This is a genomic window from Paenibacillus sp. QJM3NY_38, from assembly GCF_056173265.1.
Genome location: NZ_CM149665.1, coordinates 1,857,769 through 1,871,434, shown reverse-complemented (window position 1 = coordinate 1,871,434; position 13,666 = coordinate 1,857,769). Strand labels below are relative to the sequence as shown.

Annotated in this window: 11 protein-coding genes; 1 reads left to right on the top strand and 10 read right to left on the bottom strand. The window is 50.9% G+C overall.

Annotated elements, in window-relative coordinates; genetic code table 11:
• Positions 1-35: 35 nt before the first annotated feature.
• Positions 36-1,343, bottom strand: coding sequence for a replication-associated recombination protein A (locus AC0VZ8_RS08220; RefSeq protein ID WP_260064421.1), 1,308 nt, complete (start codon positions 1,341-1,343; stop codon positions 36-38).
• 279 nt (positions 1,344-1,622) lie between these two features.
• On the opposite strand from AC0VZ8_RS08220, the gene AC0VZ8_RS08215 reads away from it, so the two are divergent.
• On the top strand, positions 1,623-1,751 hold the full coding sequence (locus AC0VZ8_RS08215; RefSeq protein ID WP_259445409.1) for a hypothetical protein: 129 nt from the start codon (positions 1,623-1,625) through the stop codon (positions 1,749-1,751).
• A gap of 122 nt (positions 1,752-1,873) precedes the next feature.
• Here AC0VZ8_RS08215 and AC0VZ8_RS08210 read toward each other — a convergent pair whose 3' ends face one another.
• The 9 genes from AC0VZ8_RS08210 to AC0VZ8_RS08170 form a co-directional block, all read right to left on the bottom strand.
• Positions 1,874-4,051: a HelD family protein gene (locus tag AC0VZ8_RS08210; protein ID WP_260064422.1), complete on the bottom strand. Its 2,178-nt coding sequence runs from the start codon at positions 4,049-4,051 to the stop codon at positions 1,874-1,876.
• Positions 4,052-4,363: 312 nt separating this feature from the next.
• Positions 4,364-5,119 (bottom strand): tRNA threonylcarbamoyladenosine dehydratase, encoded by a 756-nt coding sequence (locus AC0VZ8_RS08205; RefSeq protein WP_475486591.1) that lies wholly within the window; start codon positions 5,117-5,119, stop codon positions 4,364-4,366.
• Between the two features lie 35 nt (positions 5,120-5,154).
• Positions 5,155-6,930 carry an aspartate--tRNA ligase gene (gene aspS, locus AC0VZ8_RS08200; protein ID WP_475486590.1) on the bottom strand — a complete coding sequence of 592 codons (1,776 nt, stop codon included), beginning with the start codon at positions 6,928-6,930 and terminating at the stop codon, positions 5,155-5,157.
• A 46-nt stretch (positions 6,931-6,976) separates the two neighbouring features.
• Positions 6,977-8,230: a histidine--tRNA ligase gene (gene hisS, locus AC0VZ8_RS08195; protein ID WP_475486589.1), complete on the bottom strand. Its 1,254-nt coding sequence runs from the start codon at positions 8,228-8,230 to the stop codon at positions 6,977-6,979.
• An 808-nt stretch (positions 8,231-9,038) separates the two neighbouring features.
• Positions 9,039-9,494: a hypothetical protein gene (locus AC0VZ8_RS08190; protein WP_475486588.1), complete on the bottom strand. Its 456-nt coding sequence runs from the start codon at positions 9,492-9,494 to the stop codon at positions 9,039-9,041.
• Between the two features lie 86 nt (positions 9,495-9,580).
• Positions 9,581-10,087 (bottom strand): type 1 glutamine amidotransferase domain-containing protein, encoded by a 507-nt coding sequence (locus AC0VZ8_RS08185; protein ID WP_475486587.1) that lies wholly within the window; start codon positions 10,085-10,087, stop codon positions 9,581-9,583.
• A 216-nt stretch (positions 10,088-10,303) separates the two neighbouring features.
• The gene (locus tag AC0VZ8_RS08180; protein ID WP_194541505.1) at positions 10,304-10,471 is read right to left on the bottom strand and encodes a hypothetical protein; all 168 of its coding nucleotides are present in this window, start codon (positions 10,469-10,471) and stop codon (positions 10,304-10,306) included.
• A gap of 104 nt (positions 10,472-10,575) precedes the next feature.
• A complete protein-coding gene (gene dtd, locus AC0VZ8_RS08175) occupies positions 10,576-11,019 on the bottom strand; it encodes a D-aminoacyl-tRNA deacylase (RefSeq protein ID WP_194541504.1) in 444 nt (147 codons plus the stop codon).
• Positions 11,020-11,363: 344 nt separating this feature from the next.
• Positions 11,364-13,541, bottom strand: a complete 2,178-nt coding sequence (locus AC0VZ8_RS08170) for a RelA/SpoT family protein (protein ID WP_071222760.1) — start codon at positions 13,539-13,541, stop codon at positions 11,364-11,366.
• Between the last annotated feature and the right edge of the window lie 125 nt (positions 13,542-13,666).

Here is a 13,666-nt window from a genome sequence, read left to right as displayed (position 1 = left end):
CTAGCAGCCGTAGATCCCATTATCGCAGTAAGGCCCTATTCTTCGCGTCGTAATCGCTGGTTGTGAGCGATCTTGGCTTCGTTCCCCTGCTCCGTCGCCTGATAGAACACCCTGCGGGAGAGCTCCTTCGGCAAATATTCCTGCTTCACGTAATGGCCCGGATAATCATGCGGGTACTTATAGCCGACATGCCCCAGCTTCACCGCCCCCGAATAATGCGCATCACGCAGATGAAGCGGGACCTCCGCCGATTTTACTTCATCCATGGCGGACATCGCCCGTGATATGGCGGTCACAACGCCATCGGATTTTGGACTTTCCACCGCAAACAGGATAGCCTGGGCGATATTAAGCTTGGCTTCCGGCCAGCCGTTATTCCGGTAGGCGTCCAGTGCGCTTACCGCCTGCACCATCGCTTGCGGATTAGCCAGCCCGATATCCTCGCTGCTGGCAGCAATCAAGCGGCGGATGAACACCATCGGGTCCATCCCCAGCTTTTCGACCGCATACAGGAACCAGAACAATGCCGCATCGCTGGAACCCCGAATGCTTTTATGAAAGGCGGACAGCACGTCATACTGCGTGGACTCGTCCGCCTTGACGAGCGGCTTGCGTATCGATTCCTCGGCCACATCCAGCGTAATATGGACCGTGCCGCCTGCATCAGGCGGGGTCGTCATCGCAGCGAGCTCAAGCGCATTCAATGCACGCCGGATGTCGCCGTTCGCCATCGTTGCAATATGATCCAATGCTTCCTCATCTGCCTGAAGCTTCATGAATCCAAGACCTTTATCCGGATCGGATAGCGCGCGCTGCATCGCGATCAAGGAATGGTTCTTATTCAGCGGCTCAAGCTGGAACAAGGTTGAACGGCTCATCAAGGCCCCATTTACATAATGAAAGGGGTTCTCTGTCGTCGCGCCGATAAATATAATCGTGCCGTTCTCCACGGCAGGCAGCAGCGCGTCCTGTCTTGAGCTGTTAAAGCGGTGGACCTCATCCAGAAACAGGATCGTTTTGGTGCCGTACAGACTGCGGTTGCTCTGGGCTTGCTCAATGACCTCCCTGACGTCCTTAACCGAGGCCTCCACGGCATTCAGCCGAACGAAGTACCCCTTCGTTTGCTGTGAGATAATATGCGCAAGCGTTGTTTTGCCGCATCCCGGCGGGCCGTACAATAAAATGGAAGAGACTTGGTCTGCCTCTATGGCCCGTCTGAGCAGTTTGCCCGGACCAATAATATGTTCTTGTCCTATATATTCATCCAGCGACGAAGGGCGCATCCGATCGGCCAGCAGCCGGGAATCCCGGTCCCCTTCACGCCCGATACTGAATAAATCCATTGCTACACTTCCTTGTCTGATATCAATGTAAAGATAAGCCGGTTTCAATCAAATCCGTCACACTCTATCATACCATATTCAATTTCGCCATGCCTGTAGAAACCCTATGACATCCACTCTAGTGATTCGGAAATCCAGCGAAAATCGCTGCCCCTTAACATGATAACGAACTTTTAATCTTTCCGGAGCGTTACATATTATAGGAAATTAAACAGGGTATCCGCAGTGAGGAAGACGAAGTCTCATTAGACCATGAAAGCTCGAAGGGAGGTTTTTGAATTGAAACGAAAACCTATGCGAAAAATGACCCTCTTCATCATCTTGGCAGCTGCACTTTCCATCCTCATCGTTTGGACCTTGATCCGGTATATCGAGAATCTGGGCTCTTCCTACCAAATGCTTGGTTAAGCAAAAAGCAGAACAAAAAGTCCCGCAGAGAAAGCACATGCAGACATGTGCCACCCCACGGGACATTTTCCCATTTTTCCACTTCACACTGAACATTACAACGTTAGTAACACAATTTCAACTTACTCCACGGGCCAGCCGCTGGCAGTAATTTCTGAGGTCTCCGTCCTGATATAAGTTGGCAGCTGCTCACCATGCAGCAGCCACAGCTCATGCAGCGCCCGCGTACATCCCACATACATCAGCTTGGCATCCCAAGCTTTTTCCGCGTAATGCGCCCGATCTGCATCCGCCACCACAACCGCATCGAACTCAAGCCCCTTGGACAAATAAACAGGAAGCACGGAATAACCGCCCTGATACGTTCCTTTGCTGCCATCGATCAGATTCAGCATCGGCCATGCAGTAATGAATTGCTCATGCAGCTCTTGCGCTTCTCGCAAGGTTCGAGTGAGTATAGCGACCGTCCGATATTCCTTAGCGATGAGTGCCTCCATCGCCCGTTCCAAATCTCTCGTTCTGGATTTCGCCGAATCATAAGGAATCAGGCGAACGGTATCGCCGCTCCGGAATACCGGAACGGCAAGCAGATCACTGCTGACACCCTTCTCCAAAATGCCGTTCGCAAATTCGATGATCTCCATCGTGGAGCGATAACTGCGCGTCAAGGCAAAATAGGCTGTTTCCTCTTCCTTAAACAGGGAGCTCATCTCTTCCCACGCATGAACGCCGCGATAGGCATGAATGCCCTGCGACAAATCACCTAATATGGTGAAGGAATGTCCTCTGACGAACAGGTCCAGCACAGCCACCTGAAATGGCGAGAAATCCTGTGCCTCATCAATAACGATATGGTCAAAACGCTGCTCTCCGGTAATATCATTCAATAAACAGTGGAAATACAGCAAGGCAGGCAAATCCTCTTCGCGGACCACATTCTTCTTCAGATCTTTACGCGTTGCGGCGAGCACCTCGGACGGAATCAGAGCGGATAGCTCTTCAAACCACGATCCGGTTGCCTTAACCGCCCCAAACAATTGTTTATATAATGAGACCGGCTCAAATTTCGGCCATCGGTTCCCATAAGCCTTTTCTCGTTGAGCCGCTTTTTTCTTCCGTTCTTTCATCACGGCCGCTGATGGCGATTTCTTCAGCTCCATCTCGACCCAGCGGTGCAGCCTGGCCAGCAGCCGTTCCTTCCGTTTGGCCAGCGGATACGGTTTATATTCCTGGTAGAACCATTCCGCGATCGTCTCCTGTTTCAGTACAGCCCCATCCCATGGAGAGAAGTCCCCGTCCGGAAGAGCCTCCGCTTCGATGGATTCCACGCAGCGCCGGATGATCTCCATCAGTCTCAATGAGCCTTTGTAGCGCCCGCTGACATTATCGTCAATATCCGGGGTACCCTGACCTGGCTCTGTCTCGAACCATTGATGAAGCGTCTGTACATGATCATCCGAAGCGAGCTGAATATCGAGCAGCTCCGCTGCCCAATCGCCAAACGTGCGCTGCTGTATATCGCCGACTCCGAGCTCAGGCAGCACGTCAGATATGTAGTCCAGAAACATCAGGTTGGGTGCGAATATGATCATTTTCTCCGCGGTTACCTGCTCCTTGTACTGATAGAGCAAATAGGCCAGCCGATGCAGCGCCACCGTCGTTTTTCCGCTTCCCGCCACCCCTTGGATGATAAGTGCGGTATTTTTGGCAGCCCGGATGATTTTGTCCTGCTCGGCCTGAATCGTGGATACGATATCCCGCAGCCGGTTATCCTTGTTCTCCCCGAGACGGTAAACCAAAAACTCATCGGATACCGCAGGTCCGCCGCTTTCTCGATTGTACGTATCCGATACCCGTTCCAAAATTTGCTTTCGGATCACGACGTTGCGTTTTAAATACACTAGCCCCTCGATGATTCCTTCGGGTGCTTCGAACGAAGCCGGGTCGGTACCGCCGGTAAACGAATAAAAAAGACTCGCGACCGGAGCTCGCCAATCAATCACCATCGGGTGATCCCCGGCATCTTCCTTATCGAAGCCGATCTTCCCGATGTAGAGCGGTTTCTTCGCTCCCGTTCCGCTCTCCTGAAAATCCAGCCTCCCGAAGTAAGGCTCCGGCAAACTTTTGGCGAGGGCCTGCCGTTTCTCTTCCCGCCCCGCTTCGAGCACCTGCTCCGTAAAATCATGACCCGTGTATACCGGAATCCCGCGCAAACGTTCAAGCTGACGGTCAATTTCAACGATAACCTCGTTTAGCCTTGACTCTTCTTCTTGATAGGCACTTTGAAAAGATTCTGACACTTTCAGTTACCTCCTAAGAAACATATTTTTTTTCGCATCGAAGTCTGGCTTTAAAGGCCGTGACACAAAAAGGAGTTTCATTGTAGCACAACTGGCCCGGATATACTAGCAATGCTCTGTCATAGGAATTTTATTGTTTGGGTTTGTTGTCCTGATCGCTTTCGTCCACGGCAGAAAAAAACGCAGCGTCCTTTGGCTGGACGCTGCGTTTGGTTAACCAAACTCAACTTTGCCGAAAGGCTGTTCTTACTCCCTGCCTTCCGTTTATCTATCATTTTCTCGAGCCGAGTTTAATTTTGTCCGGACGCCTCGTTATAACGAGATGCCGCCTTTTTCGAGCAGTTCTTTCACCGTTACGCTCACCATAATCAGTCCGGCCACAGGCGGAACGAATGCATTGCTTGCCGGAGGCTGCTTCGCTTTCCGGATTTCAGGAGCATTCTCGGGTACAATCTTCTCCGTAACGTCCTGGCGGGGCTTCATCGGCTCCTCTAGTGAGAAAACAACCTTGACCCCTTTCTTGATGCCGTCTTTGCGCAGCTTGGTGCGTACAATACGGGCAATCGGATCCATGGACGTTTTGGAGATGTCAGCTACCTGGAACTTCGTGGGGTCCATTTTGTTGGCTGCCCCCATGCTGGAGATGATCGGAATACCGCGCCGCAGGCATTCCTTGATCAGATGTACTTTATAAATAATCGTATCCGACGCATCAATCACATAATCCAGATCGAATTTAAACAACTCTTCATACGTCTCTTCGGTGTAGAACATGTTCAGGGCGATCGCTTCACATTCCGGATTGATCAGTTTGACACGTTCAACCATCAGGTCTGCTTTCTTCTGACCTACCGTGGTCGTTAAGGCATGGATCTGCCGATTGATGTTGGTGATATCCACCACGTCTTTGTCGATCAGAATGATACGGCCTACCCCGGAACGGGCGAGGGCTTCCACCGCAATGCCCCCCACGCCGCCGATACCCAGCACGGCTACCGTGCTGTTCTTCATCACTTCAAGGCCCTCAGGACCAATGGCTAATTCCGTACGGGAAAATTGGTGCAGCATAATTCAAGCAACCTCCTTTATCAAGAACAACGGACTTATTTCTCGTCGCCCGGCTTCTTGGCGAGTTTGATATGCAGCTGCTCCAGCTGTCCTCCGTCCACCTGGGAAGGAGCGTCCATCAACAGATCCGTTGCGCTTGCCGTTTTCGGGAACGCAATCGTTTCACGCAGGTTCGTGCGTCCGGCAAGCAGCATCACCAAACGGTCCAACCCGAAGGCGATTCCGCCGTGTGGAGGAGTACCGTATTCAAAGGCGTCCATAAGATAACCGAATTTGTCGTGAGCCACTTCCGGCGACATACCAAGAGCCGCAAACATTTTCTCTTGGATCTCGCGTTTGAATATCCGCATGGAACCGCCGCCTACTTCATATCCATTCAGCACGATGTCGTAAGCTTCCGCGCGCACGGCAAGCGGATCCGTATCCATCAATTCCAGATCTTCGTCTTTTGGACGGGTGAACGGATGATGCTCGGCCACATAACGCTTCGCCTCTTCATCATAGCTGAACAGCGGGAAGTCCAGCACCCAAGCAAACTTGTACTCGTTGTCGTTGATCAGGCCAAGCTGACGTCCGATTTTCAAGCGGAGCGCGCCAAGCACGTCGGCAACCACTTTTTTATTGTCTGCGGAGAACAGCAGCAAGTCGCCGTCTTCGGCTCCTGTGCGTTCCCTTACCGCTTCAATTTCCTGCTCGCTGAAGAATTTCACGATCGGCCCCTTGAACTCGCCTTCTTTCACTTGAATCCAAGCAAGACCCTTCGCTCCGTAACGGGCTGCATATGGCCCCAGATCATCAATTTCCTTACGTGTCCAAGTCCCGCAGCCTTTAGCGTTCAAACACTTCACTTCGCCGCCTTTTTCAATGACGGAAGAGAATACTTTGACGCCGCTATTTGCAACGATATCGTTCATTTCGATCAATTCCATACCGAAGCGGAGATCCGGCTTGTCGGAGCCGTATTTACCCATCGCATCAGCATAACTGATACGCTGGAATGGTGTTGCAAGCTCAACGCCGATGGTTTCCTTGAACAGCTTCACCATCAGCTGCTCCATCATGTTCAGCAGGTCGTCGCGCTCCATGAAGGACGTCTCGATGTCGACCTGGGTAAATTCGGGCTGACGGTCAGCCCGCAAGTCTTCGTCACGGAAGCAGCGTGCAATTTGGTAGTAACGTTCAAGCCCGCTCACCATAAGGAGCTGCTTATAAATTTGTGGAGATTGCGGAAGCGCAAAGAATTCACCTGCGTGTACGCGGCTCGGTACGAGATAGTCGCGTGCGCCTTCCGGGGAGCTCTTGGTCAGAATTGGCGTCTCCACGTCCACGAAGCCCTCGTCATCGAGGAAGTCGCGGAATACTTTCGACGCTTTGGAGCGCAGCATCAGCGTTTTTTGCATCTCTGGACGACGAAGGTCCAGATAGCGATACTTCAAACGAAGCTGCTCATCCACTTCCACGCCGTCTTCGATAAAGAACGGAGGCGTTTTGGCTGCATTCAGCACTTCAATGCTTGTCACTTGAACTTCGATTTCGCCAGTAGGCAAATTCGGGTTGAACGTTTCTGGATCACGCTTTACGACTTTACCGGATACGGCCACCACGAATTCGCTGCGGACCTTATCGGCAACAGCCAAAGCTTCGCCTGAGAAATCCGGGTTAAATACGATTTGCATGATGCCGCTCCGATCGCGAAGATCAATGAACAGCACGCCGCCCAAGTCGCGGCGGGTTTGTACCCAGCCGTTCAGTGTTACAGTTTCTCCAATGTTCGCGGTTGTCAGATGACCGCATTGATGCGTCCTTTTCATCGTTTATCATTCCCCTTTACTATAATTAAGTCGCTTCATGCGACGATTAAACCAATTCTTGAACCAGAGCGTCCAATCTAACCGTACGCTGCTCGCCGGTCTCCATCGACTTCAGTGCAATCTCTCCGCGCGCCAGTTCATCTTCACCCAAAATGGCGGTATAACGAGCTTGCAAACGGTCGGCGGACTTCATCTGGGCTTTCATTTTCCGGCCAAGGTAATCACGTTCGGCAGCTACGCCCTTGCTTCGCAGTTCGTAGATCAATTTGGCCACTTCCTGCTCAGCGGCTTCACCCAGCGCCACCAGATAGACATCCAGCGGCTTGGCTGCAGACAGATTAACCCCTTGGTGTTCCAGAATCAATTGGATTCGCTCAAGACCAATCCCGAACCCGATGCCAGGCTGATCCGGTCCGCCGATCTGATCGACCAGTCCGTTGAACCGCCCTCCGCCGCCTACCGTATCAATCGCGCCGATGCCCTGGGCCTTGAATTCAAATGCGGTATGCGTATAATAGTCCAATCCCCGAACCAGTCTTGGATTGATTTCATACTCGATGCCCATCGCATCCAGGTACCCTTTCACTTTCTCAAAGTGCGTGCTGCATTCCTCATCCAGGCTGTCCAGAATCGAAGGCGCCCCATCGAACTTCCCTTGGTCCTTCTTGCAGTCCAACACGCGCAGCGGGTTGCGTTCCATGCGAGACTGGCAATCCGAGCATAAGTTCTCTTTCATCGGTTCCAGGAAAGCAAGCAGCGCACTGCGGTAAGCCGCCCGTACCTCAGGCGTCCCTACAGAGTTAATCTCTGCTTTTACCCCGTTCAGCCCAAGCTCCTTATAGAAACTGTATCCCAGCGCAATCACCTCGGCATCGATAGCCGGATCTGCCGTGCCGAACACCTCGACGCCGAACTGATGGAACTGACGGTAACGTCCCGCCTGTGGTCGCTCGTAGCGGAACATGGGACCCATGTAGTACAGTTTCGTGACGTCAGGCTCTCCATACAGCTTGTTTTGCACATATGCCCGCACGACGCCTGCCGTTCCTTCCGGACGTAGGGTCATGCTGCGATCCCCTTTATCCTTGAACGTATACATTTCCTTCTCTACGATGTCGGTGGTTTCGCCCACCCCGCGTTCGAACAACTCGGTCTGCTCAAAGATCGGTGTGCGAATTTCGCGGTAGTTGTATCTCCGGCACAAATCGCGTGCCTTCTCCTCGATAAACTGCCATTTCTCGACGGCACCTGGCAGGATGTCCTGCGTGCCTGTCGGTTTCTCGAATTTCTCGTTTGCCATCTTCATCCCTCCACGTCCTATGACATCTTCACCCTTGGAACATGTCCATGGCCTTGATCTGGTTCATTTCTTGAAATTAACTTAGAACTAACTATGGAAAAACTCCTGGGGAGTCATTTCGCAACAAGCCGTGAAAACTAAAAAATCTCCCGCCCCGCTGTCCTAAGACAACAGGGACGAGAGATCGTTATATAATCACCCGTGGTACCACCCACATTCCGGCATTGACACACCTTTAATCAGTGCGTTCAATCATCCGCTTATTCCGTATAACGCCCGGCCGCGCAGTTCGGCTACTGTCTATCCCACCGGTTAACCGGTGCTTGCTTCGCCGTCTGTTCTCGGGGAGGTCATTCGTCCACTCATCAAGCGAATCCTTACAGCCAAGGGATTCTTCTCTGGTCTTGTGGGGATGGAGTACTTGTTCCCGTCATGAAATCTGTTATTAATAAATATAGTATACCCAAAACATTATATTTTTAGATTCTAATGAACTACTACACTAAAGTCAAGAAACTTTGTTGAAATTCCCCGAAAAAAGAAAAAAACCTACAAACCACGTTGTAGGTCCAAAACATATATTATATAAAAAAGGGGGTCATGCTGTTATTATAAACAGGGAATATTAAAGAAACATTGAACAAACGTTACAGTTATGTTACAAGCAAGAAAGCGCTTTTATTGTTATAGCCGCAAAAAGGCTGCTCCATCAGCGGAACAGCCCTATTGCGTTCCCAGGGACAGCTCCCCGAGCATGATGATCTTCCATCTCCTAAAAGGGAAATAACGCTGCTAGCTTCTTCGCTAATTAGTCAAATCGCTCCACATAAGCGTTATTCGCCCGCAAATCATGTACGATCTGATCGTAATCCTCGTCCCTTACCTTAACGGACAGCGTATATCTCAGATCATCATAGTCCCGGTCCGTCACGTCCGCTTCGCGCCACGCATCGCCCAGTGTGTCATCGTCGTGCGGTCGATCTTGTGCTATATCGCGGCTGTCATTGGCGTCACGGGAGCCCACGATGACCCCGGGAGCCCCGACCACTCCGCCGGGCGCTCCCATCGTTGTAGCTCCTGCAGTCGCTCCACCCGTGCCGGAATTACCCCACGGCACCAGCGGTACGAGGATGTTGCCTCCGCCTCGAACCGAATCCTGAAGCTGTCCCACCTCCAGATGCTCCGTGTTGTACGTTAACAGCCTCGTCCTTGCGCCTTCAGCGTCGTCTTCCGTTCTGAAATAAGCTTGAATTTGTCTAGACATGTCCATTCCTCCTTTTTTCAACCCAAGTGTTTGAAAGACCGGTATAACATGGACAACCATAAATACAGCATGCAGCCCTTTCTTTCTTACAGTGCCTTTAAGAGCTCACGCACAAAGGCCGGCTCATCTTTCGGCGTCCGGGACGTAATGAAGTTGCGATCCACGACGACTTCCTCATCCTTAAAGTTAGCGCCGGCATTTACCATATCATCCTGAAGCGGAGGATAGGAAGTGATCGTGCGTCCCTTCAGCAGGTCGGCACTTGCCAGAATTTGCGGCCCGTGGCATATCGAGGCAATCGGTTTGCCTGCCTTGTCCGCCGCTGCAACAAACTGCAATATATGGGAATCCAGACGCAAATTTTCCGGGGAAGAGCCGCCTGGAATAACCACCGCATCATAATCGTTTATATTGACGTCGGCAATGGCTTTATCCGTTGTATACGATGCCTTGCCTTGTTTACCCATAACCTCTTGTCCTTGCTTCAACCCAATAATATCAGCTTGATGCCCCGCTTCCTTCACGGCATCATAAGGAGTTTTCATCTCGGAATCTTCGAATTGGTCAGCTAGTAGAAATGCAACTTTGCTCATCTGGCATGTCTCCTTTCATGAATGTCCTCGATTTGTTATTACCCTGGAATGTCCTTTTTATAACAGCGGAATGGACGAAAGCCCCGCGATCTGCACCATTCAGGTACATGGTCATGATAGGGGGTCTGTGGGACTCACAGCTTATGAAAAGAGCCTGAGAATATTCTCAGGCTCTTTCATGAAGTCACCAGCAGTGACACACGATCTTATTTGGTCCTACGATCTCGGCAGCTGCTTCCGCATATGTCCCTTTATGCTGATGAGTTGTACAGGATCTTCCGAAGCTGCAACCATGCGCTCTGTGCTCGCTGCTTCCCTAATGTCTCCGGACCCGACCATCGTGGGCAAACTGCTCCATATCGAAAATTTGGGAGGTTGGCGCATAGCGAACACGGCTCCTTTTTTGTGTGAATGCCTCACAAGCATTTGTTCACTCAGGATGCCCCATCTCTCCAATATGATGCATGCTGCCCGTCTTTTTTAACCGTTTATGATCTGCTGTCAATGATCAGGGTTACCGGTCCCCAATTCGTTAGCGACACGTCCATCATGGCTCCGAACACCCCGGTCTCAACCTGCAACCCCTTCGCTATGAGCTCGCGGTTAAACGCTTCATACAATGCATTCGCTTCATCCGGTTTGGCGGCGGCCATGAAATTCGGACGTTTTCCCTTACGGGTGTCACCATAAAGTGTAAACTGGGATACCGACAGAATAGCTCCGCCCACGTCCTGGACGCTAAAATTCATTTTTCCATCCTCGTCCTCAAAAATGCGCAGTCCCGCAACCTTCTCGGCAAGGTATTTGGCATCCTTCTCTTCATCCTCGTGCGTCACACCGACCAGCACCATCAATCCCGCTTCAATTTGGCCAACGATTTCATTGTCAACCGTGACTTGCGCATGCTTACATCTTTGAATAACCACTCTCATTGTGTTTAGCTCCTTCTTTTCCATAAGAAAAATGTCTATCGATGTACTCTCTAAGAAGACAGACCGCGTTTATCGGTAGTTTTTCTTGCGATATCAGGCAGACAGATCCTCCGAAGTTTATACTCTGATATCTTAAGAAAAATGTCTATCGATATGCTCTCTAAGAAGACAGGCCGCGTTTATCGGTAGTTTTTCTTGCGATATCTGGCAGCAGATCCTCACACTTAAAATAAAACGGCCTGTCTCCCGCAGGATAACAGACCGCATTCGTATAATCATCCGAGACTGTACATGTCCATGAAACCCCGGAGTCCGTTAACCACGCTACCGTGCCATCACTTGCGTCACTGCATGATTCGATGAACGGTATATACATCCTTCACCCGCTTGATTCGCTCCACAACGGAATGGAGATGATCCGTATTGCGGATCAAAATCGTCATGTGAATCATTGCCATTTTGTTCTTGTCAGATCGACCGGTCACAGCGGAAATATTCGTTTTGCTCTCTGAAACGGCCTGAAGAACTTCATTTAACAGTCCGTTGCGATCATGGCCCGTCACTTCGATATCGACGCTGTAGTTAGCCTCAACCGCCGTTTCCCATTCCACCTCGATGACGCGAGCGGCATCCTCGCCTTCACCCATGGACGGCAGATTGGCACAATCCGAACGATGGACCGATACGCCGCGTCCGCGGGTAACGTAACCGACAATATCATCGCCGGGTACGGGATTGCAGCATCTCGCGAAGCGCACCAGCAGATTATCAATCCCCTTCACGCGCACGCCGTTAGTCGGACGGCTTCGTTTCTCCGCCGGCTTGATTTCCTTCATCTCGGAGGTCAATTCAAGCTGATTCGCTTCCTCCTGCTCCTTACGGAGCTTCTCGGTCACTTTGGTACAGATTTGAGCGGCCGTGATCCCGCCAAAGCCAACCGCCGATAACATATCCTCGATATCATTAAAGGCGAATTTCTTGGCCGCCTCCATTAATTTATCATCGGTCGTCCATTCGGACACCTCAAGACCGAGGCGCTTGATTTCGCGCTCCAGCATATCGCGCCCCTTCTCCACATTCTCTTCCCGCTTCTCTTTCTTGAACCACTGCTTGATCTTACTGCGGGCATGGGAGGATTGGGCAATCTTCAACCAGTCCTGGCTCGGACCGTACGAATGTTTCGATGTTAAAATTTCCACGATATCGCCGGTCTTGAGTTGATGATCCAGCGGAACGATTCTGCCATTGACCTTGGCACCAATCGTTCGATTTCCTACTTCAGTATGAATTCGGTAGGCAAAATCGAGAGGGACGGAGCCTGAAGGCAGCTCGATCACCTCGCCTTTTGGCGTAAACACAAAAACCAAATCGGAGAAAAAGTCCATCTTCAGAGATTCTACAAATTCCGAGGCATCCTTCGTCTCATGCTGCAGCTCCAATATTTCACGGAAGAACGTCATCTTGTTATCGAAGCTGCCTCCGTTGCCTGCGGAACCTTCTTTATAGGACCAGTGAGCCGCGATACCGTACTCTGCCGTACGATGCATCTCCCAGGTCCGGATCTGAACCTCTGTCGGTTCCCCATTCGGTCCGACCACCGTCGTATGAAGAGATTGATACATATTCGTTTTTGGCATGGCGATATAATCTTTGAAACGGCCAGGCATCGGCTTCCACAAGGTGTGGATGATGCCAAGCGTAGCATAACAATCCTTGATATTGTCCACAATAATGCGGATTGCAAGAAGATCATAAATTTCGTTGAATTGCTTGTTCTTCACCGTCATTTTCTTAAACACGCTGTAGATATGCTTCGGCCTGCCCGATAAGTCGGCTTGTATGCCCATCTCGTCGAGCTTCTCACGGATACAGACTATGACATTGTCGATATACTGCTCACGTTCAGCCCGCTTCTTGTGCATCAAATTCGCAATGCGGTAATACTGCTGCGGATTCAAGTAACGAAGCGCGATATCCTCCATCTCCCACTTGATCGCGGAAATACCTAGACGATGAGCGATCGGACAAAAGATCTCTAGCGTTTCATAGGAAATACGGCGCTGGCTTTCCTCGGACTGATACTTAAGCGTGCGCATATTGTGAAGCCGATCCGCCAGCTTGATCACGATCACCCGGATGTCCCGGGCCATCGCGATAAACATTTTACGATAATTTTCGTTCTGCTGTTCTTCTTTGGATCGGAATTGGATACGTTCCAGTTTCGTTAAACCATCCACCAGCAGTGCGCAGGTATCCCCGAAGCGCTCACGGATCTGCTCGAGCGATACAGTTGTATCCTCAACGACATCATGAAGCAACGCAGCAATAATAGACAACGTGTCCATCTGCATATTCACCACGATGTCTGCAACCGCAAGCGGATGAAGAATATAAGGTTCTCCCGATTTCCGCACTTGTCCGTGGTGGGCTTGCTCCGCAAATTCATAAGCTTCCTGGATGCGGAGAAGATCGGGTTCTTTTATATAGGCGCTGGCCTTTTCGAGTAATCGCTCTATGCCCATTTTGGAGTCCTTCTCTTCCCTTTCTATATAAAATGGAACCCGCCCTTGTCAAAACGTGCAGGTTCCCTCGTGATTGTTTTCCTATCATTATGACGCTTGTGACGTTATACGTCAACATGTCGAGC